17 protein-coding genes are annotated in these 20,408 nt (G+C 59.5%); 11 read left to right on the forward strand and 6 right to left on the reverse strand.

Going from position 1 to position 20,408, the window contains the following annotated elements; translation table 11 throughout:
- Positions 1–73: 73 nt before the first annotated feature.
- Together KSP9073_RS12050 and KSP9073_RS12055 are read right to left on the reverse strand one after the other, a co-directional pair.
- A complete protein-coding gene (locus KSP9073_RS12050) occupies positions 74–2,629 on the reverse strand; it encodes an ExeM/NucH family extracellular endonuclease (RefSeq protein WP_108843194.1) in 2,556 nt (851 codons plus the stop codon).
- A gap of 140 nt (positions 2,630–2,769) precedes the next feature.
- Positions 2,770–4,512 carry a sugar phosphorylase gene (locus KSP9073_RS12055; protein WP_108843195.1) on the reverse strand — a complete coding sequence of 581 codons (1,743 nt, stop codon included), beginning with the start codon at positions 4,510–4,512 and terminating at the stop codon, positions 2,770–2,772.
- 357 nt (positions 4,513–4,869) lie between these two features.
- Here KSP9073_RS12055 and KSP9073_RS12060 point away from each other — a divergent pair, with 357 nt between their 5' ends.
- Positions 4,870–5,883 (forward strand): TerC/Alx family metal homeostasis membrane protein, encoded by a 1,014-nt coding sequence (locus tag KSP9073_RS12060; protein ID WP_108843196.1) that lies wholly within the window; start codon positions 4,870–4,872, stop codon positions 5,881–5,883.
- A gap of 125 nt (positions 5,884–6,008) precedes the next feature.
- On the opposite strand, the gene KSP9073_RS12065 is transcribed toward KSP9073_RS12060, so the two are convergent.
- Both KSP9073_RS12065 and KSP9073_RS12070 read right to left on the reverse strand, forming a co-directional pair.
- Positions 6,009–6,257 (reverse strand): GlsB/YeaQ/YmgE family stress response membrane protein, encoded by a 249-nt coding sequence (locus tag KSP9073_RS12065; RefSeq protein WP_108843197.1) that lies wholly within the window; start codon positions 6,255–6,257, stop codon positions 6,009–6,011.
- Positions 6,258–6,484: 227 nt separating this feature from the next.
- A complete protein-coding gene (locus tag KSP9073_RS12070; RefSeq protein WP_108843198.1) occupies positions 6,485–6,748 on the reverse strand; it encodes a hypothetical protein in 264 nt (87 codons plus the stop codon).
- A 370-nt stretch (positions 6,749–7,118) separates the two neighbouring features.
- On the opposite strand from KSP9073_RS12070, the gene nrdR reads away from it, so the two are divergent.
- The 9 genes from nrdR (at position 7,119) to lon (ending at position 16,946) form a co-directional block, all read left to right on the forward strand.
- A complete protein-coding gene (gene nrdR, locus KSP9073_RS12075; RefSeq protein WP_108843199.1) occupies positions 7,119–7,628 on the forward strand; it encodes a transcriptional regulator NrdR in 510 nt (169 codons plus the stop codon).
- Positions 7,629–7,665: 37 nt separating this feature from the next.
- Positions 7,666–8,868, forward strand: coding sequence for a bifunctional diaminohydroxyphosphoribosylaminopyrimidine deaminase/5-amino-6-(5-phosphoribosylamino)uracil reductase RibD (gene ribD / locus KSP9073_RS12080; RefSeq protein ID WP_108843418.1), 1,203 nt, complete (start codon positions 7,666–7,668; stop codon positions 8,866–8,868).
- 87 nt (positions 8,869–8,955) lie between these two features.
- Positions 8,956–10,110, forward strand: coding sequence for a bifunctional 3,4-dihydroxy-2-butanone-4-phosphate synthase/GTP cyclohydrolase II (gene ribBA, locus KSP9073_RS12085; RefSeq protein WP_108843200.1), 1,155 nt, complete (start codon positions 8,956–8,958; stop codon positions 10,108–10,110).
- Between the two features lie 110 nt (positions 10,111–10,220).
- Positions 10,221–10,739: a 6,7-dimethyl-8-ribityllumazine synthase gene (ribH, locus tag KSP9073_RS12090; protein WP_108843201.1), complete on the forward strand. Its 519-nt coding sequence runs from the start codon at positions 10,221–10,223 to the stop codon at positions 10,737–10,739.
- Entirely contained in the window at positions 10,736–11,242 is a 507-nt protein-coding gene (nusB, locus tag KSP9073_RS12095) for a transcription antitermination factor NusB (protein ID WP_108843202.1), read from the forward strand. Before ribH ends, nusB begins: the two co-directional genes overlap by 4 nt.
- Positions 11,243–11,324: 82 nt before the next feature.
- A complete protein-coding gene (gene thiL / locus KSP9073_RS12100; protein WP_108843203.1) occupies positions 11,325–12,362 on the forward strand; it encodes a thiamine-phosphate kinase in 1,038 nt (345 codons plus the stop codon).
- The gene (locus tag KSP9073_RS12105) at positions 12,359–12,832 is read left to right on the forward strand and encodes a phosphatidylglycerophosphatase A family protein (protein WP_108843204.1); all 474 of its coding nucleotides are present in this window, start codon (positions 12,359–12,361) and stop codon (positions 12,830–12,832) included. Before thiL ends, KSP9073_RS12105 begins: the two co-directional genes overlap by 4 nt.
- A gap of 95 nt (positions 12,833–12,927) precedes the next feature.
- On the forward strand, positions 12,928–14,325 hold the full coding sequence (locus KSP9073_RS12110; RefSeq protein ID WP_108843205.1) for a DUF945 family protein: 1,398 nt from the start codon (positions 12,928–12,930) through the stop codon (positions 14,323–14,325).
- Between the two features lie 281 nt (positions 14,326–14,606).
- The gene (lon, locus tag KSP9073_RS12115) at positions 14,607–16,946 is read left to right on the forward strand and encodes an endopeptidase La (RefSeq protein WP_243409246.1); all 2,340 of its coding nucleotides are present in this window, start codon (positions 14,607–14,609) and stop codon (positions 16,944–16,946) included.
- Positions 16,947–17,009: 63 nt separating this feature from the next.
- On the opposite strand, the gene KSP9073_RS12120 is transcribed toward lon, so the two are convergent.
- Positions 17,010–18,650 (reverse strand): dihydroxyacetone kinase subunit DhaK, encoded by a 1,641-nt coding sequence (locus tag KSP9073_RS12120; RefSeq protein WP_108843207.1) that lies wholly within the window; start codon positions 18,648–18,650, stop codon positions 17,010–17,012.
- A gap of 87 nt (positions 18,651–18,737) precedes the next feature.
- Complete coding sequence (locus KSP9073_RS12125; RefSeq protein WP_243409226.1) at positions 18,738–19,649, reverse strand: hypothetical protein; 912 nt, start codon at positions 19,647–19,649, stop codon at positions 18,738–18,740.
- A gap of 351 nt (positions 19,650–20,000) precedes the next feature.
- On the opposite strand from KSP9073_RS12125, the gene KSP9073_RS12130 reads away from it, so the two are divergent.
- The gene (locus tag KSP9073_RS12130) at positions 20,001–20,399 is read left to right on the forward strand and encodes a hypothetical protein (protein ID WP_108843208.1); all 399 of its coding nucleotides are present in this window, start codon (positions 20,001–20,003) and stop codon (positions 20,397–20,399) included.
- Positions 20,400–20,408: the final 9 nt, after the last annotated feature.

The raw sequence follows: 20,408 nt of genomic DNA on the forward strand, positions 1-20,408 counted from the left end.
ACAAGAAAAAATAACCACAGAAAGGGCGCCCCGAGGGCGCCCTTTTTTTGCAGGATTTCCTTGATCCGAAAGCCTAGACACCGACAGCCTGCTGGGCATCGCTGCCTGGATCGACCCCGATGATAATCGGGTCGTGGTCCGAGGCGCGGAAGGGGTCGTCACTGTAGAGTGATTCGATCTGCTCCGGGCTTTTGAACTCGGTGTTGTAGTCCAGCGCGATAGGCTCATCGGCGTTGATGTGCAAGGTGGTGGTGCCGGTGATCTGATCACTCATCGAGGCGCTGGCCAATGCGTGGTCGAGCGAGCCCCACTGGCCGTCATAGCTGTAGGAGTAGTCGTTATCCAGCAGCGTATAGCCTTCCTGTACGAGCGTGGTGATGGGGTCTTCCATGGCGTAGCTATTGAGGTCACCAATGATCAGCACATCGCTGTCGCCGCTATCAGTGGGGTCGGTCCCGATCCAGGCGGCCAGCTGTTCGGCAGCCTCGACCCTGGTCGGGTTGTTGTTGCCCTGCCCATCACCACTGGCGTCTTCTCCGTTGATCACGCTGCCCTTGGACTTGAAGTGATTGACCGCCACCGAGAAGGTCTCGCCGCTGTCGTTGTCCTGAAAGGTCTGCAGCATGGGCGCCCGGTTGCCGGTGGCAAAGGCACCACTTGAGTTGATCGCGGCATTACCTTCAGGTGTCACGCTGTCTGGCTGGTAGATCAGCCCGACGGCGATGGCGTCGCTGCCGGGGGAGACCACGTTACCGGCGTCATCGCGCGGGGTAATAAAATCCCACTGGGCCCCGCCCTGGGCGTTGAGCGCATCGACCAGGCTTGCAATCGAGCTGTCGGCACCGAAGCCATCGTTGGCGATTTCCATCAAACCGACAATATCGGTGTCGCTGTCATTGATGGCACTGACCAGCTTGTCCTGCTGGCGGACGAACTCTGCCTCGCTATTGGCGCCACGTGGAGAGTGTTGGGTGCCTTCGGGGGTAGTGATCTGATTGTTCGATTGATCCAGCGTGTTGAAATAGTTGAGCACATTGAAGGAGGCAACCTTGAGCGGTGCATCGTTCAGTGCCTGGACCTCGGGCTGATCAAGGCGCGGGTTGGCGGGCTGAAAATCGAGCCCCTGGTCGTTCTGGACGCGCCACTGCTGATGGCTGAAATCCAGCACGCCTTCAAGCTGATCGATCGTATCGCCTCCCCGCAGGGTATTGGCTGCAGACAGGGGCTCGCCGCCGCGGCCAAACAGGATCTCTTCGGGGTTCTGAACATTGCTGGCGTCGTCGACAATGATCGAGCGGCTCTCCAGCTGATCCAGCCACTGCTGATTGCCGGCCTGGTCCGGTGCATTGACCTCGGTGAACTGTTCAAGACGCCCACCAGCAGAAAGGGTAGCCGTACCATAGCGACCCAGCTCAAAGGTGTCCGTGACCGTCAGCGGCGTGCCATCCTCGCCCTGAATGCTCACCAGCATGCTTTCCCGGGCGGCCAGCGATGACTTGTCGTCGATTGGCAGATCCAGCGCGGTCAGGGTGGGTAGCGGCTGGTCCCGGGCCGTGACCTCCAGCGAGGTCACATCGGTCAGTTCGGTCCTGCCCTGATACTGCTCGACCGTGCCGGACAGTCGCACCCGGTCGCCCACGTTGAAGTCGGTGATGTCACTGTCATTGGACAGATAGACAAAAATGCCTTCGGAAGTGGCCTCATCGCCGTCGCGATCAGCATCTTCTTCCTGCAGGAAAAAGCCGCTCATGCCGTCGCGGGCATCCAGTGTGACGATGGCCTCGACGCTGACCTGATCGCCAGCGCGCTCACTGCTCATGCCACTGCCCTGGATGGTGGAAATCAGCTCTACGGGAGGCAGGTCCATATCGTCTCCATCGTTGTTTGACGCGTCACCGCCCGGTGACTCGTTGTCCGCGTCTTTGTCAGGTGTGTCGCCACTGCTGGCACCGTCATTGCCCAGGCCGTCAAAAGTGTCCTGTGGATACTCCTGCCACTGGGAAGCATCGAAACGATCACTCCCTTCCTTGACGCTGGCATCGCGGCGCAGGGTAACGTCACGGGCAAAGTCGGTGTCATCGCCGATCGTGCCAACAATGTCCTGCGTAATGCCATCGGCGCTGGTCAGCACGATGGCATCGTTGCCGTTGAAGTTGATCACGCGGCTGGTGGCATCGCTGCGAGCGAGCAGATCGCCATCGGCCTGCGAGCTGGCCAATACCAGCGTGTCACCGGCCGCTATAGTGCCGTACTGGCCCAGCTGGACGGTCGCACTGGCGTCGGTATTGCCATTGGAATAGAGCGACAGCGTAAATCCTTCCAGCGACAGGTCGCTACCGCCCCGGTTGGCCAGCTCGATTGCTTTATTGTTGCCGCTGCCCTCGACATATTCGGACACAAGCAGTGTGCCCGGAGTGGCGGGCACTTCCGTGGCAGGGGGGTGTTCTGGTGTCTCGGGGGAAAATTTATCTCTGATGCTGTCGAGCAGGCTATCAATGCGCGAGCGCAGAGACTCGAACGGTGAAAGCCATTGCCCGGCCCAGCTTGCAATGGTGCCGAGACCCTGGCCGAGCTGCTGAAATTCCTGGTGAAAACTGTAGGGGGAAGAGATAAGGGAAAACAATGACATGGAAGCATCCTTGCGGGAGGTTATCGATTGTCATGCCTGGCGTTGTCATGGACGGGCCATGAATGGACGTAGGCACTCTTCATCCTGAAGCCTTCCTGTTGCAGTGCGGTGAAGCGAGCATTGCAGCGCCGGCTTTCGGGCTAGGCCTGACTGACCAGCCAGCAGCTGCGATAGGGCTTGAGCATGGGCGCGTCCAGGTCCGGGTCAATGCGTCCCAGCAGGTCGTGCCAGTGATGGTTGGCATACGCCTCGGGCAGGTTCAGAGGATGGGGCTGGTCGGTCACGTTGTGCACCGCCAGAAGCCGGCGACCATCGGGCAGCGGGCCGCGCAGAAAGGCAAAAAAGTGCGGACCCAGATCGATGATCTTCTGCGGTACGTCGGGGTGAAAGCAGGGCTCCTGCCGGCGGGTTTTTAATCGCAGGGTCAGCGCCTCAAACACAATATGCGTGGGCGTACTATAGGCCTCCAGCAGCGGCTCCAGCGCTTCTCGCTGCCAGCGCTTGCGGTTGATCGCCCGCAGTCGGCCGGTGCGGGTCACGCCTTCATGGTCGTTGAGCGTGGCCAGCAGGCTGTGAAAGTAAACCGCCGGAATCCCCTGAAGGCCCAGCATGATGGTCTGGGAGCAGATAAAACGAGCGACCTGCCACGGGTCGGCGCCGCGCCGTGTCCCCTTGAGCGCATCGAAATAGGTGATGTTGATTTCGTAGGGCGAGTCCTGGCCATCCGAGTCAGTCTTCATGCTGATGAAGCCACCAAAGCGCTGCATCAGTTCCAGCAAAGCGTCGATGTCATGGCGGGGCAAAAGACCTTCGAGTGCGCGGACACCGACACCGTCATGGCTGGCGGTAAAGTTGAGATAGGTGCACCCGGCCGGAAGTGGCGGCAGGGTGGCGGCCCATTCGGTCAGGGCCCGGGCATTGCCGGTCGTCAGGGTATGCAGCAACAGCGGCGGCAGGGTGAACTGATAGATGATGTGCGCTTCATCGCCGTGGCCGAAATAGCTCAGGTTTTCATGATGCGGCACGTTGGTCTCGGTCAGAAGCAGCGCTCCGGGGGCCACACGTTCCATGATGGCGCGCAAAAGCCGCACGATGGCGTGGGTCTGGGGCAGGTGAATGCAGCTTGTGCCCAGCTCCTTCCACAGATAGGCGATGGCATCGAGTCGAATCAGTCGCGCGCCCTGAGTCAGGTAGTAGAGCAGTACACCAACCATTTCAATGAGCACATCGGGATTGGCAAAATTGAGATCGATCTGGTCTTCGGAGAAGGTCGCCCAGACATGCTGCATGCCCCGTCGAGTCGAGACCGGTGCCAGCAGCGGCGTATTGCGCGGTCGGGTAACGGATCTGACATCGGTCTGTTCCGGCAGCTCAATAAAGTAGTCACGCCCGGGCAGTGTGTCGGAGAGGTAGTCGATAAACCACAGCGACTCTCGCGAGACATGGTTGATGACCAGGTCAAACATCAGATTGAAGCGCCCGGCGAGATGGCGCACCTGAGGCCAGTCCCCCACCGCGGGGCTGACCTTTCGATAATGGATGACCGAAAAGCCGTCATCACTGCTCCAGGTGAAAAAGGGCAGGATGTGTACAGCGCTGAAGGTGTCTTCGAGATGCTCGCGCATGAAGCGCTCCAGCACTTCCAGCGGCACACTGTCCTCGCCTTCAACGATGCTGTCACCGTAGGTGATCATCATCTGTGTCTGCTCGCTCCAGAGCCTGCGCGGCTCGGACGTCATGTCCGTTTGATGATGGGCGATCAGCTGTTCAAGACGTTGCAGAAGGTCAGGCGCCTGCTGCCCATAGACAAACGTCAGTTCGGCGCCGGCACGGGCATGAAAGTCATCGCGGGACAGCGCTACAACCTGGGGGGCGGCAGACATGGCAGGACTCCGGAATCTATTATTGTATGTTCTTATCAAAGCGCTTGAAGCGTGGAAATTCAAACTGTATTGGTCTGAGCGAATGTTAAGGCTTAATTATCAGCTTGCGCTGATGTTAAAGCTGATTAACACTTGCCGCTGTCGAAGGAGGGGAGTATTCCCTTGCAGGGCGCGGCGTCTGTTATCAGGCTGCGTTTTTTCTACAGCGGTGTCGTCATCACGGTGGATTGTCTTTTGAGGGTTACTTCTCTGGATGATTGCCCGGTGCCGCTGGTCCGGCGTTTTGCCATGAACTGATATGGCAGACCCCGGGCGGAAGAGACCTCCGGTAAATCACCTTTGCCGGAGAACCAGGGCATGCATGTTCCTGTCTGGGTATGGGGAGCCACCATTGCGGGCTTCGCTGCCATGTTTTTATTTGATTTCTTCTCACATGTGCGCAAGCCGCACGCACCAACCATGCGCGAATCAGCGCTGTGGTCCGTGTTCTATATCAGCCTTGCGGCCATTTTCGGGGCCGGTCTCTGGATGGTGTGGGGTCATGATCACGGGGTGGAGTATTTCGCCGGCTTTATTACCGAGAAGAGTCTGTCGGTCGATAACCTGTTTGTCTTTGCCATCATCATGGCCAAGTTTGCTGTCCCGCGAATCTATCAGCAGAAAGCTCTGCTGATCGGCATTATCATGGCGTTGGTCATGCGCGGTATTTTCATTGCCATTGGCGCTGCCGCCATCAATGAGTTCAGCTGGGTCTTTTATATCTTCGGGCTGTTTCTGCTCTATACCGCCTTCAAACTGGCGATTGAGAGTGCGCAGCATAAGGAACAGGGTGCCGATGATTTTGAGCCCAATGCGCTGGTCAAGTTTGCCCAGCGTCATCTGCCGGTGACCGATGAGTTCCATGAGCAGAAGTTGATCGCTCGCGAGAATGGCAAACGTGTTGTCACGCCGCTGTTTCTGGTGGTGCTGACGCTGGGCGTGACGGATCTGCTGTTTGCGCTGGATTCGATTCCGGCCATCTATGGACTGACCCAGCAACCCTACATTGTCTTTACGACCAACGCCTTTGCGCTGCTGGGACTCTTGCAGCTCTATTTCCTGTTGGGCGGGCTGCTGGACCGGCTGGTGTATCTGGGCTTCGGACTGTCGCTGATTCTGGCCTTTATCGGCGTGAAGCTGGTGATGCATGCCATGGTCGAGAACACGCTGCCCTTTCTCAACAACGGTCAGTCGCTTGATTGGGTACCGCATATTTCAACCGTGCTGTCCCTGTCTGTCATTATCGGCATTTTGGTGGTGACCACCGTGGCCAGCCTCCTGAAAAGCCGTCATGACCGGCGTCGTGACAAGCCCATCGATACGACCAGCTAGCTTTGAGCAGTGACTGAATGGCCATAAAAAAACGTCGCCCCGCAATTGCGGGGCGACGTTTTTAATTCGGCGATCAGTTAACGTCTGTTCATCCGTTCCATTCGCGTTATTTTTTGACTACACGGCTATTTTTTGACAACGCGATAAAGAAACAGCAGTACGAGTGCGCCGACCACGGCCACGACAAAGCTTCCGAAATTGAAGCCGTCAACACTGCCAAAGCCCAGTGCCGTACCGATCCAGCCGCCAACCACAGCGCCCAGAATACCGATAATGATGGTAATGATGAACCCGCCGGGATCCTTGCCGGGCATCAGGAATTTGGCGATGGCGCCTGCAATCAGGCCAAAGATGATCCACGCGATAATACCCATAGTCAGCTGCTCCTTGCTGTTATCAAGTCTGGCGGTTGCCAGTTTAAAAGGGCCCGGGAAAAACGTTTTTCCTTAACATTTTTCTTCAGACTGCCTTCAAGACTAGATGGGCAGGCGCGAACTGGCAAGCTGTCAGTGTTGCAGTATGTCACTGATTGCGAAGTATTATTTTCAAAGCGCTGTCTTCGATGGCAGTTATCATGTATGCCGCCATGTGCTGCCGCGATTTATCCCTTGTTGTAGCGCACCATCCAGAGCGTCATGACGGCAACGGCGCCCAGGGCGCCGGCCACCGCGGCGGCAAGGCTTCGAACATCGAATGCAAGCTCGGCGGCAAAACCGAATACCGTGACCATAAAGGCCAGTACCACACCGCCCAGTACGGCCATGCCGGCGGTTCCCAGAAAGCCGACACTCAGGCGCCGGGGAATGATCAGGTTGACCAGCATGCCCACGGCAATGCTGGCGAAAATCCAGGAGATAATGTTCATGTGCCTTCTCTGTCGGTAGACATTGTCGACTTCAAAATAGCGCTGTGGGCGATGGCGCTCAACTGCACGATGACGGACAGGAGCGCGGTACAACCGCGATGGAGTGTAAGACTTTCATCGCGTTTTCGCGGGAAACCGTGCATGTTCGCGCCCCGGGCGTGGGGATGCGTTTCAGAATACGGGGTAAAACGTTACAATATTGTCCCCGAGTATGCGTCGACATGTCGCAATGACTGGCCGCACCGACGGGCGTGTCACGCCTTGAAGGCCGCCGCCTGGCCGTGGTGTATCATGGCCCTGCAATAGGCAGGGCCTGAAAAGCTCGGGGCATCGATTATCGGCTCTTTCATCGACGGGACAGAGAACATTCATGCATTGCCCCTTTTGCGGTGCGCAGGATACGCGAGTCACTGACTCCCGACTGGTGGCCGATGGCGATCAGGTACGCCGGCGTCGCCAGTGTCTGGCCTGTGGCGAGCGTTTCACAACGCATGAGGCCGCTGAACTGGTCATGCCGCGAGTCGTCAAGGCCGACGGTTCGCGGGAAAGCTTTGACCCTGCCAAGTTGCGTGCCGGCATGTTGCGGGCACTGGAAAAGCGTCCGGTGTCCAGTGAGCATATCGAGGCGGCCATCGAACGTATTCGACAGCGTCTTCGAGCGCGCGGTGAGCGCGAAATCAATGCACTGGCCATTGGCGAAGAGGTCATGGGGCAGCTCAGGGCGCTGGACCAGATCGCCTATATCCGCTTTGCTTCAGTATACCGGCGCTTTCAGGACATCGATGAATTCCGTGCCGAAATCGAACGCCTTTCCAGTGAGTCCGCGTCGCCATCCAGCGCAGGCGTTACCGGCAGGGATCAGGAGTCTCATGAGCATTGAGGATGCCACAGAAGGCGCGCTGGCGTCCTTTTGTCGCATGGAGGGAAGCTCAAGCGTGACACGGCAACCCGAGGATTACATGGCTCGCGCGTTGCATCTGGCGCGTCGCGGGCTATATACGACCGATCCCAACCCGCGAGTAGGCTGTGTGTTGGTGCGTGGTAATCAGGTGGTGGGAGAAGGCTGGCATGAGCTCACCGGTGAGCCCCATGCCGAGATTCATGCTCTGCGCGCGGCAGGTGAGGCGGCGCGCGGGGCAACGGCCTATGTCACACTGGAACCCTGCTCGCATTATGGCCGCACTGGCCCCTGTGCCAAGGCGCTGGCAGAGGCGGGTGTCGATGTGGTCGTGGCCGCCATGCTCGATCCCAACCCTCAGGTGTCCGGTCGTGGTATCGCGATGCTGGAAGCGGCAGGCGTTGGCACGCGCGTTGGCATGCTGGAAGCGGATGCCCGCGAGCTTAACGTGGGATTTATCTCGCGCATGTCGCGCTCTCTACCCCACGTCCGGCTCAAGATGGCGATGAGCCTGGATGGCCGCACGGCCATGGCCAGCGGCGAATCGAAATGGATTACCGGTGAGCGCGCACGTCGTGATGTGCAGCATCTGCGCGCGCGCTCGAGTGCCATTCTCAGTGGCGTCGCCTCGGTCATTCGCGATGACAGCCGATTGACCGTGCGCGTTGATCAGCTCAGCCGGCCGGAATCGCATGCTGTTCAGGTCTCGCATGAGCGAGGGGTACGTCAGCCGCTGCGGGTGATCGTTGATTCGACCCTGTCCCTGCCGGCTTCGGCGCGCTGTCTGACCGAGCCGGGTCGCACGCTGGTGGCCACGGTATCCCCGACAGGCCCCGGTGCACTGGATAACCGGGATCACTTTCGTCGGCGCGAAGCACTGGTGGCTGCCGGGGCCGAGGTGGTCACGCTGGCGTCAAGCCCGGGTGGCCAGGTCGACCTGGAAGCACTGATGCATTATCTGGCCGATGTAGAACAGTGCAATGAAGTGCTGCTTGAGAGCGGCTCTCGACTCAGCGGTGCCATGCTGGATGCGGGACTGGTCAATGAGTTGATCATCTATATGGCGCCGATACTGATGGGTGATGAAGCCCGTGGGCTTTTGACCCTGTCCGGGCTTGAGAAGCTGTCGCAGCGGCGGCAGCTTTCCATTGTCGATGTTCGCGCCTTCGGCCCTGATTGGCGTATTATCGCGCGCCCCGTCAACGATCATGAAACCTCCTGATCAGGACAGGCTCAACGCCCTGATCATCAGGGAGGCATTCATCCAGGCAACCCTGCATCGAAAGGAGCGGCTTAGCCGGCAAGCGTTATGAGTCAGTCAACGGGCAACTTCGCTTCCGTGGAAGCGCTGATCGAAGATATTCGCCAGGGCAGAATGGTCATCCTCATGGATGACGAGGACCGTGAAAATGAAGGCGACCTGATCATGGCCGCCGAGTGCGTGGAAGCCTCACACATCAATTTCATGGCCCGCTATGCCTGCGGCCTGATTTGCCAGCCCATGCTGCGCGCGCGCTGCGAACAGCTTGGCCTGTCGCTGATGGTCAACGACAACGGCTCCGGCTTTGGCACCCGCTTTACCGTTTCCATCGAGGCGGCCACTGGCGTCAGTACCGGCATCTCGGCCGCTGATCGAGCGCGAACGGTGCGGGCCGCGGCCTCGCGTGATGCCAGACCCGGCGATGTGGTCCAGCCCGGCCACATCTTTCCGCTGATGGCGGAAGCCGGCGGGGTTCTGCGGCGCGCCGGGCATACCGAAGCGGCCTGTGATCTGGCCGCCATGGCCGGTTTCGAGCCGACCGGGGTGATCTGCGAGATCATGAATGAGGACGGCACAATGGCGCGGCGGCCGGAGCTGGAACGCTTTGCGGCGCTTCATGATATTAAAATCGGCACCATTTCCGATCTGATTCACTACCGCATTCACAATGAGCAGACTGTTGAACATGTGGAGTCACATCCGGTAGAAACGGACGCTGGCCCCTTTCAGCTGCACTGCTTTCGCGACCGGATCCAGGGCTCTCATCATCTGGCGCTGGTCAAGGGCTCTCCGGAAAGCGATCAGGCCACGACCGTTCGCGTTCATGTCGCCGATGCCCTGCGTGATCTACTGGGGCTGCGCCGTGATGGCCAGCAGAGCTGGTCCTCGCGTGATGCACTTGAAGAGATTGCAGCCAGCGAGACCGGCGTGCTGGTGCTGCTCGCCGACCAGCGGGGCATGACGGATTTTCGTGATCAGCTCGATCTTTTTCTGGAGCGACGTCCGCGAGCCCAGGACCCGCAGACAGACGGCGCCGGCAACTATTTGAGTATCGGTACCGGGGCGCAGATCCTGCGCAGCCTCGGGGTCGGTCGAATGCGTCTTTTAAGCTCGCCCTGGCGCTTTTCTGCGCTGGCGGGCTTTGGCCTTGAAGTCATCGAACAGGTCAGCAGCGTTGATGACAGCCGCCCGGCGCGGCACTGACAATAGCAATCAATGGCAACGACAGTTTCCGGAAGGGCCCGAACATTACGGGTCCGATGGCTTATATTACACGCTGATGCGTTTTATCAGAGACAACAGGATTTCAAGATATGCAACCGATTGCACAACTGGAAGGGCGTTTCAACGAGATCGATGGCCGCTATGTCATCGTGGTCGGGCGCTTTAACCACCACGTGGTCGACTCTCTGGTAGAGGGCGCCGTGGACGCGCTGGTGCGTCACGGCGTCGACGAGGCCAATATCGATATTCTTCATGTCCCGGGCGCCTGGGAGCTGCCGCTGGCGGTCAAGCGTGCGCTGACCCGTATCCAGCCGGATGCCATCATTGCGCTCGGCGCGGTCATTCGCGGCGGGACACCGCATTTCGAGCATGTGGCCGGCCAGTGCAATGCAGCACTCAATCGTCTGCAACTGGATTTTGATACCCCCATTGCCAACGGTGTGCTGACGGTCAATTCGATCGAGCAGGCCATCGAGCGTGCCGGTACCAAGGCGGGCAATAAGGGCTTTGAGGCGGCCATGGCGGCCATGGAAATGGTCTCGCTGCTGCGTCAGCTGGGTGGCAACGATGGCCTTGATGATGATGCCGACCATGGAGGTGTGGCGTGACCCAGCAAAAACGTGCCCCTTCAAAGCAGCAGCAGGCCCGAAGGGCAGCGCGCGAGCTGACGGTACAGGCACTGTATCAGTGGGAAATGACGGGAACGTCGATTTCCCAGGTGGAAACCGAGTTTCGCTCACAAACCGCCGATGACGACCTGGAACCGCATGAGAACTGGGTTCAGGTCATGAAAATTGCTGATCTGGGGCTTTTTCATCAGCTGCTTCATGGCGTGGCCAGACACTGCGGTGAAATGGATAATCTGATTGCGCCGGCGCTGGATCGCAAACTGGCAGAACTCGATCGCATCGAGCTTTCCATTCTGCGCCTTGGGGCCTATGAGCTGGCGCATCGGCCGGAGGTACCATACATCTCGGTCATCAATGAAGGCATCGAGCTGGCGCGTTCGTTTGGCGCTACCGAGGGGCACAAGTATATCAACTCCATTCTTGATCGACTGGCCAGGAAGCTGCGTGAAGCCGAGGTTCAGGCACGCAGGCGCCGTGACTGAGCATGGCCCATCCGCAGCATGGCCTGTGCATGAAGGTCACTGATCAGCGCTTTCCTTCACCTGTCAGGGAGATGTCCGGGCGATGAGCGATGCAGCCACTCCTGGCGAGTTTGAACTCATCAGGCGTTATTTCATGCAGGACGTTGAACCCGCCTGCCGCTCGGATCAGGTCTCGCCGCATCAGGCTCGCGCCGGGGTCGTGCTGGGGCAGGGGGATGACTGCGCGCTGCTGGCGCCGTCGGCCGGCTGCCGGCTGGCGGTCAGTGTAGACACGTCGCTGGCCGATGTGCACTTTCCGGGCGATGCCTCGGCAGAAGCGATCGGCCATCGTGCGCTGGCGGTCAATCTAAGCGATCTGGCTGCCATGGGGGCTAGGCCGCGCTGGTTTGTGCTGGCGTTGACGTTGCCGGAGGTCGACGAGCAGTGGCTTGAAGGTTTTGCCCGCGGGCTATACGGGCTGGCGCAAGCGCATGATATTGCCCTGGTTGGCGGGGACATTACCTGCGGTCGGGAGCTCTCCATTACCATTACCGTGCATGGCGATGTGCCTGATGACGAGGCCATTACCCGTCACGGCGCTCGCCCCGGCGACCTGCTGGCCGTGACCGGTGTATTGGGCAGTGCCCATGGCGGTCTGCGCGCCTGGTTTGACGGGCAACGCGATGAGCGCCATCCGCTGGTAAAGGCGTATTTGCGCCCCGCTCCCCGCGTGAGTGAGGCCATGAGCATTCGTCATCTGGTCTCGGGCGGTCTTGATATCTCTGACGGTCTTCTGGCAGATCTGGGCCATCTTTGCGCACGCTCCGGCGTGGGTGCCTGTCTTGATGCGAACGCCATTCCGCTGGATCAGGCGCTGGTTGAATCGCTGGGCGCTCAGGAGGCGCTTGAAGCTGCGCTCAACGGTGGGGATGACTATGAGCTGTTGCTGGCACTGGCGCCCGACCGGGAAGCGGCGGTTCGTCAGGCACTCGAAGCTGTGGGCGGCGCGCTGCATGTCATTGGTCGAGTGACGGCCGAGCCCGGCATCACTGGTGTCGTATCGACTGGCCGCGGCTGGCAGCACTTTCATGCGCAGGATCAGCAGGCTCAGTCACATCGCGGCACGGGAGCAACCTCATGAACCGTGCGCCTGCAAGCATCTGGCGCCGCCCCGTGCACTTTCTGGCCTTCGGGCTGGGGAGTGGCGCTGCGCCCTTTGCCCCGGGAACCTTCGGGACCCTGGCGGCCATTCCCTTTTACTGGCTGATGTCGACGCTGCCGCTGGGGACCTACCTGGCGATTCTGGCCGTGGCCACCATCATTGGTATCTATCTTTGTGATCGCACCTCGAAGGACCTGGGGGTACATGATCATTCGGGGATCGTCTGGGACGAGTTCGTCGGCTACTGGCTGACCATGGCGGCGGTGCCGTTTTCCTGGCAGTCCGCGCTGTGGGGCTTTGTCATCTTTCGGGTCTTTGATGTCATCAAACCCTGGCCGGTGCGCACGGTAGACCGCCGTGTCGCAGGCGGTTTTGGCATTATGGCCGATGATGTTCTGGCCGGGGTCTATGCCTGGAGTGTGATGCACGTGTGGCTTTGGCTACATTGATATGACGTAAAGCGCAAATATCACTATCGCAGCGGTCACCCGTGCCAGCGATTCCGGCCCGGTCATGATCTCTTGTGTCGACCCGGGGAGCGTTGATGAAAAGGAAAGTGACAGCTGCACTGACAGCTCTTGTCGTTCTGGCATTGGTGCTCTGGCTGGGCGCCCTTGCCTGGAGTCGTCATGAAGTGCAGTCCCGTATGGCGGGACAGGTCGCCGACATCAATGCACTGGCCGGGGTTCGCGCGATCAATACCATCGACCGCGATGGCTTCTTTTCCGCCAGTGGAACGCTCCGGGTCATAATGGCCGACAATGACGCGGATGCGCCCGCGGGGGTGATCGACTGGCGCGTCGCCTACGGTATTTTGAGCACCCGCTTTTCGGGTCAGGGCGATATCAGAACCCGTGACGGCAAGGCCTTGCTGGCCGATGAGCTTTCCAAAGGCGAGCAGGTCGATTTTGATGCTCGCATCCGGCATCTGAGCCATGATCTGACCCTCAACGCCAGATTTCCCGACACGATGCGCTATCAAGGCCTGAGCGGCCAGAGCCAAAACACACAGGAACAAAACACGCAGGCACAGGGCATGACTCTGCTCTTTTCCGGGGCTCGATTGGGTCTTGATGAGAATGAACAGGGGCTGCGTCTTGACGGCCAGTGGTCAGAACTGGCGCAGCAGAGCCCTCAGCGTCAGGTACATCTTGGCGAAACACACTGGTCGATGCTGTTTCCAGCCGACGACGCTGATCAGACGGACGATACGCCAGAGGGACGGCCCGGCCGACTGGACAGTCTGGACATCAGCGATGCCCGGCTGCAACGACAGGGGGGCCTCCCCCTGACACTGAGCAATCTTCATCTTGAAGGCAGCACGCATCATGAGCGTCAGGAGTTCAGCTATCTATTGAAGGCGCAGCTGGGCAATGCTGCATTTTCCGAGCAGCAGCTGGGGAGCGCCTCGCTGGATGCGATGGTGCGGCGAATCAATGAGCCGGCAGCGCGCGCGCTGCTACAGACCATGGGACGCGATATCCGTCAGCGCTGGCAGAATGCACGGCAGCAGCCGACCCAGGACAATGCCGGGGCGCAGGGCATGGCCGCCGGCGACGTCAGGGACTCGAATGACGTGCATGACCTTGCCTCGCTGATGACGCCTTGGCAGGAAGCCTTTTTTGCCGTGATGAGTGATTCCCCACAGGTGGTGGTCCATCAGCTACAGCTGGAAAGCCCGATGCTGGATCAACAGATGCATCTGGATGGCGAGCTGACATTGGATGGCGCGAACATCAAAACGACCCGTGTCGAGCAGTTGCAAACCTCCTGGGGGCGGGCGGCGTTCAAGCGTCGGCTTGACGGTCAATTCACGCTTCACAATGCACCACCGCTGCTGGCGCTGGTGGCCGGGCAGTCCCCTGATCAGGACACGCTGGAACTCGCCATTCGAAAAGGGGTCTTTTTGGTCAATGATGAGCCCTGGTTCCTATTGAACTAGGCTCTTGATCACGACAGGGGTTCTTCAGGAATGCATTACGCGGCTGCCTTTGGCAGCCGCTGTCATTTTGATCTGTTGATGCCTTTGGCACGATGCCGGACTTGATAACGGGGTGTGGTGCCCGCATTGCCAGAAACAACAGGTAACGTCAGGCATGTGTTGTCTTGCCTACAGACACGACATCCGGCGAACGATTGCGAACAGGGAAGAGCAGGTTGCCCATGAGCGAAGAAGATCAGTCCGACTACACCATCGAGCCCGCTGACGACAACGGGAGTGCCATGACCCAGGCCGTGGTGCCTGCCAGTGAGTATCTGCCTGACAGGCTCTATCTGCTGCCAGTACACAATCGCCCCTTTTTTCCGGCTCAGGTTCAGCCACTGTTACTCGACCGCAAGCGCTGGAGTGACACGCTTGAGCAGGTCGGCAACACCTCGCACCATATCGTGGGGCTGATCTTTATCGGCGATACCGGTGCTGATCCATCGCCGGAAGAGTTCCCGGTATATGGCACCGCCGTGCGCGTTCACCGCGCTGAAAACAATCAGGAGCAGCTGCAGTTCATCGCTCAGGGGCTGCGTCGTTTCAGGATTACCCGCTGGCTGTCGCAGGAGCCGCCCTATCTTGTCGAGGTTCAATACCCCAAAGAGGCGGTGGATAAACAGGCCGATGAGACGCGGGCCTATGCGATGGCCATCATCAATGGCATCAAGGAGCTTTTGCCCATCAACCCGCTTTATGGGGAAGAGCTCAAGCACTATCTCAACCGCTTCAGCCCCAATGAGCCCGGCCCCCTGACCGATTTTGCCGCGGCCATCACCTCGGCCCGTGGTCCAGAGCTTCAATCGGTGCTGGAGACGCTGCCGGTGCTGGAGCGCATGCAGGTGGTGCTGCCACTGCTGCGCAAGGAGATCGAGGTGGCGCAGCTGCAAAGCGAGATCTCCGAGCAGGTCAACGCGCAGATGCAGGAGCGCCAGCGCGAGTTCTTTCTGCGCGAGCAGCTCAAGGTTATCCAGAAAGAGCTGGGCATCTCCAAGGACGACCGGGAAAACGATGTCGATACCTTCCGTGAACGTCTGGCAGACAAGGTCGTGCCGGAACGTGTGCAGGCCCGAATTGATGACGAGCTTGGCAAGCTGTCAGTGTTGGAAACCGGCTCACCTGAATATGGCACCACGCGTAACTACCTCGACTGGTTGACCGCGCTGCCCTGGGGGATCACTTCCGAGGACCAGCTGGACCTGCCGCATGCTCGCCACGTACTCAACCGTGATCATGACGGGTTGCAGGACGTCAAGGACCGCATCATCGAATTTCTTGCCGAAGGCGCCTTCAAGGGTGATGTCGGTGGGTCGATTCTGCTGCTGGTTGGACCGCCCGGGGTCGGCAAGACGTCCGTGGGTCGATCGATTGCTGAAGCACTGGGCCGCAAGTTCTATCGCTTCTCGGTGGGCGGCATGCGCGATGAGGCCGAGATCAAGGGCCACCGCCGCACCTACATTGGCGCCATGCCCGGCAAGCTGGTGCAGGCGATGAAGGAAGTCGATGTCGAGAACCCGGTCATCATGCTCGATGAGATCGACAAGCTGGGTCAGTCCTTTCAGGGCGATCCGGCCTCGGCGCTGCTGGAGGTGCTTGACCCGGAGCAGAACGTCGACTTTCTCGATCACTATCTCGACGTGCGCATGGACCTTTCCAAGGTACTGTTTGTCTGCACGGCCAACCAGCTCGACACGATTCCTGCCGCACTTCTGGATCGCATGGAGCAGATTCGACTGGCCGGCTATATCGCCGAGGAGAAGGTGGCGATTGCCAAAAACCACCTCTGGCCAAGACTGCTTGAACGTGACCGCATTCCCAAAAAGCGCATCAATCTGACCGATGCCGCCCTCAAGCACGTCATCGAGGGCTATGCACGAGAATCCGGCGTGCGTCAGCTTGAAAAGCAGCTGCATCGCATCGTGCGAAAGGCCGCCGTCAAACTGCTGGAAGAGGATCTGGAAACGGTCAAGGTGTCGGTCAATAATCTTGAGGAGTTTCTGGGAGCGCCGATCTTTCGCAAGGAGAAGGTGCTCAAGGGTGTGGGTGTGGTCACGGGCCTTGCCTGGACGGCCATGGGCGGTGCCACCCTGCCCATCGAGGCCACACGGGTGCATGGTCTGCAACGCGGCATCAAGCTGACCGGCAAGCTGGGCGACGTCATGCAGGAGTCTGCCAATCTGGCTTATAGTTTCGTACTCGGCCATCTGCAGGAGTTTGGCGCACAGCCGGGCTACTTTGATCAGGCCTTTATCCACCTGCACGTGCCGGAAGGAGCCACACCCAAGGATGGCCCTTCTGCCGGGGTCACGATGACCACGGCGCTGCTGTCACTGGCGCGCGGGCAGGACATCAATCGATCGCTGGCCATGACGGGAGAAATTACCCTGACCGGACAGGTACTGCCGGTGGGCGGCATTCGCGAGAAGGTGATCGCGGCCCGGCGCAGTGCCATCTTCGAGCTGATTTTGCCCCAGGCCAACCAGCGCGACTTTGATGAGCTGCCGGATTTTCTGAAAGAGGGCATGACCGTAAACTTTGCTCGCACCTATCAGGATGTGGCCAAGGTCGTGTTTGGCTGATCAAGCCCTTGAAAGAAAAAGCCGCCCTGACCGGGCGGCTTTTTTAATACCTCTTTCAAAAGCTCAGCGGTGACTATTGCGATCGGCCAGGGCTTCAAACAGACGGGCCACGGCTTCGGCGCCCGGGTCGACAACACCCTCCAGCGCCTGCTCCGGAACCAGTGACGAGCGCCCGGCGCCGGCCTTGCGCATGCTGGCGGTCTCGTCAGCGCCCGAGCGGGCCGCTTTTGCTGCCGCTTCAAGGCTTTGGCCGTCGGTCAGCGTCTCGATGGCAGGAATCATGGCGTCCAGCATGGTGCGATCCCCCTGCTGTGCGCCGCCGTAATGCTGCATTCGCTCAATGCCGGCCTGCAGGGCATCAGCCCAGTCGGCATCGTCTTCGAGCCGCTGGGCGGCGCTGGTCATCAAAATCGAGAGCAGTACACCGCTTGAGCCGCCCATGGCAGTGGCAAAGAGATGGCCCAGCTCGCTGGCCAGACGCGCGTCTTCACCGGTAGAGAGCTGCCCCTCATCCAGCGCTTTCAGGACCGCGCGAGCCCCCGCGGCAAAGGTAGCGCCGGCGTCACCATCGCCGACTTTGGCATCGAGCTCGTCCAGCGCTTTCTCGCTGTCCTTGAGCGTGGTCGCAAGATGGGCGATCAGATGGCCGCGCGTCTCATCATGCCGGCCTTCACCGGGCGAGGGTCGCTGACTGAAGCGTGGCGAGAAGGTCTCGATCTCATGCACCTTCTGCGGTGTGGGCCAGGCCGGCGCTTCAACGGGGGCAAGAAGTGCTTCAAGGGTCGCTTCATCGGCAGGGGCCAGCGTGATGGAAAAGCCGTGCATGTCCAGCGAGGTCATCAGCGCGGCCGGACCCATCATCAACGCCACGTTGGAAAGGCCCAGCTGCTCAAGACAGGCGCGCTTGAGAATCTGCATCTCCTGCGGGGCACAGCCCCCCAGGTTGTTAAGCATTGCCACCCATGGCCCGTTATCGGGACGGCCCAGTGCCTCAAGAACCTGCATTACGGCGTCATCGGCGCTATCAGGGTTAACCTGACGCACGCCGGGTTCATTATGGATACCCAGCCCCAGTTCCGGGGTCTTGCGAGAAGATGCTTCCTGCCCGGGCAGGGTGGCGCTCGACAGTGCCATGCCCATGGAACGTACACGTGAGGCCATAACACGCGCCGCCTGATGAACCGTTCCGAGATCATCGCCCCGTTCGGCGCAAGAACCGGCCATCTTGTGGACCAGCAGTGTACCGGCCAGCCCGCGTGGTTGAGGAGTATCCGGCAGCGCCACGTCATCGGCCACAATCACCGTTTCAACCTGGAAGCCTTCTTCGCGCGCGCGTTCAGCAGCCAGCCCGAAGTTGAGTCGGTCTCCGGTATAGTTCTTGATGATCAAAAGACAGCCGGCGGCTCCGCAGCAGGCGCGGATGCCCGCAAGGATGGCTTCCACGCCCGGGGAGGCGAAAACATCCCCGGCCACGGCCGCTGTCAGCATGCCGCGACCCACAAAGCCTGCGTGTGTCGGCTCATGGCCTGAGCCACCGCCCGAAATCAGGGCCACCTGCTGGCGACCTTCACGCTCGGGATGCCAGTCCGAACGCATCACGATGCGCGCATCACGATGGTCGGAAAGAGTCACGTGGGTCGACATGGCCAGCCCTTCCAGCAGCTCGCTGACCAGATGTTCCGATTGATTATAAAAATGATGCATAAAAGGCTCCTTTGAGAGGGCGCTTTTAGCGTAGAGGGTTCCGGGCGGAAACAGGAGTCCCTTGTGTCAGGCAGGGCCAGTTGGCGTTCATTGAATCGGCCGACGCGGCATGGGCCATTTGATCGGGCCCTGGTCTGCCCTGGGGTCGAGCCGGCCGGGCCGCATTTCGGGCGCACACGTCTTGAGGGCACTGGCCAGGCGATCCAGAGCGACCTGCCCGGTAGTGCCTGCTGTCACCTTTTCCCACCATTGCCGATGTACGGCACGCACGGTGACCGGAACGGTCGGTAGCCCCAGACGCTGCGCCATCGCCAGTCGGTGAAGACCCCGATTGATCTTGAGCAGATGGCCTTCACGCGTCACGACCACGCCCAGCGCATCCTTGCCGCGGCTGGCGTTAAACCCGTGGCAGGCCATGTCGTCGAGAAACCCCAGATAGATTTCCAGATAAGCCAGAATTTTCGCTTCGCTGTCGAGCAGGATGCCTTCATGTGCCGAGGCCCATGGCTTGCCTGCGTTTAAACGCGCGGCATGCGTCTGAAAGCGCTTTGTCTGTGTCAGGTCGTCTCGGTGCTCGTCCAGGTCGGTGATGAACTCATAGCGCGAACCATGGCGTAGATCGCCGCGGCTTTCATCCCATTCGCCGTCCCAGAGAAAGGCCGAAGAGGAAGGGCGTTTGCCACCAACGCCCTTGAAATTGACGTCACGAATCATGTCCCGCGGATTGATATGCACGATCAGATGCTGGCCCAGACGTTTTTCGATGGAACGTCGAGGAAGGCCTGCCTTTTCAAGCTGGGTGCTGCCGGGCTGGCCTTTCAACCAGCGTTGAAACCAGAGCTCTTCAAGGGGGATGCCCACGCGCTGTTGAAATGACGATTTGAGCCATTCCTGAAAGCGCACACGCCGCATCGACCAGCGAAGACGGTCGCTGCCCAGACAGGCAAAGGCATGTTTATCCCGAGGGGAAAGAGGAGTGTGGAGAGACCTTGAAGACATGAAATGAGCCGATAATTCGAAACAGGGCACGCAGTACGGTGAGTTTACCATGAGGAACAGTAAATGCCGGAAAGGGGCGCGCAAGAGCTTTTGCATTTACGGCACAGGTTTCTTTACCCAGGCTTTACCTCCTTTGTACAGCACTTTGACAGGCTGCGGTTTGTGCCCTAACTTTACGCTTACTTACTCAGCGGTATCCTGCAGAGTGCCGCTGTGACTGCCTCCCATGCCATGACAGGCAGACTACAACATCGCTTGGGCGTTGTTGCAGGAAGTATCTGTGTAGCCGGTGCTGTGGCCTGAATGTGCCTGTGTGCCGGAACGAAAATCAGAGTTCTGGAGGAAGTATCCATGAAGAAAGTTATTGCTACCGTTTTTTGCGCCGCTTTTGTGCTGCCTGCCATGTCTGTCATGGCTTCAAGTGAAGCTACTCATAACAGCGCTGCCAACAAGGGTCAGGAAATGACAGGCGCGGCATCCACTGAATCCACCAGCACCATGGATCACAGTGCGACCAGTGCCGATGTCACCAAGACTGGGCAGGCTGGAAACGGCAGCTCTGCTCAAATGAACGACATGGAAGGCATGAGTGACGACGGCATGGGCAGCACCGATTCGATGGGCAGCACCAGCATCGAAAATGCTGATGCGACCATGACCGGTCGACAGGGGCATTCCGCACAGATGGAATCTACGGATCCCATGCAGGATGGCGACACTACAGAGCATGGTGCCAGCCCATCCAACTGATCCCGGATT

It is taken from the genome of Kushneria phyllosphaerae, assembly GCF_900312995.1.
Lineage (GTDB): Bacteria > Pseudomonadota > Gammaproteobacteria > Pseudomonadales > Halomonadaceae > Kushneria > Kushneria phyllosphaerae.

Bases quoted from the DNA above. Each gene is read 5' to 3' on its own strand.
- KSP9073_RS12050 (WP_108843194.1), bottom strand. From the start codon at position 2,629: ATGTCATTGTTTTCCCTTATCTCTTCCCCCTACAGTTTTCACCAGGAA.
- KSP9073_RS12105 (WP_108843204.1), top strand. From the start codon at position 12,359: ATGAACCGTGCGCCTGCAAGCATCTGGCGCCGCCCCGTGCACTTTCTG.
- ribH (WP_108843201.1), top strand. From the start codon at position 10,221: ATGCAACCGATTGCACAACTGGAAGGGCGTTTCAACGAGATCGATGGC.
- KSP9073_RS12065 (WP_108843197.1), bottom strand. From the start codon at position 6,257: ATGGGTATTATCGCGTGGATCATCTTTGGCCTGATTGCAGGCGCCATC.
- KSP9073_RS12110 (WP_108843205.1), top strand. From the start codon at position 12,928: ATGAAAAGGAAAGTGACAGCTGCACTGACAGCTCTTGTCGTTCTGGCA.
- KSP9073_RS12055 (WP_108843195.1), bottom strand. From the start codon at position 4,512: ATGTCTGCCGCCCCCCAGGTTGTAGCGCTGTCCCGCGATGACTTTCAT.
- KSP9073_RS12130 (WP_108843208.1), top strand. From the start codon at position 20,001: ATGAAGAAAGTTATTGCTACCGTTTTTTGCGCCGCTTTTGTGCTGCCT.
- KSP9073_RS12060 (WP_108843196.1), top strand. From the start codon at position 4,870: ATGCATGTTCCTGTCTGGGTATGGGGAGCCACCATTGCGGGCTTCGCT.
- ribBA (WP_108843200.1), top strand. From the start codon at position 8,956: ATGAGTCAGTCAACGGGCAACTTCGCTTCCGTGGAAGCGCTGATCGAA.
- KSP9073_RS12070 (WP_108843198.1), bottom strand. From the start codon at position 6,748: ATGAACATTATCTCCTGGATTTTCGCCAGCATTGCCGTGGGCATGCTG.
- KSP9073_RS12125 (WP_243409226.1), bottom strand. From the start codon at position 19,649: ATGTCTTCAAGGTCTCTCCACACTCCTCTTTCCCCTCGGGATAAACAT.
- lon (WP_243409246.1), top strand. From the start codon at position 14,607: ATGACCCAGGCCGTGGTGCCTGCCAGTGAGTATCTGCCTGACAGGCTC.
- KSP9073_RS12120 (WP_108843207.1), bottom strand. From the start codon at position 18,650: ATGCATCATTTTTATAATCAATCGGAACATCTGGTCAGCGAGCTGCTG.
- nrdR (WP_108843199.1), top strand. From the start codon at position 7,119: ATGCATTGCCCCTTTTGCGGTGCGCAGGATACGCGAGTCACTGACTCC.
- thiL (WP_108843203.1), top strand. From the start codon at position 11,325: ATGAGCGATGCAGCCACTCCTGGCGAGTTTGAACTCATCAGGCGTTAT.
- ribD (WP_108843418.1), top strand. From the start codon at position 7,666: ATGGAGGGAAGCTCAAGCGTGACACGGCAACCCGAGGATTACATGGCT.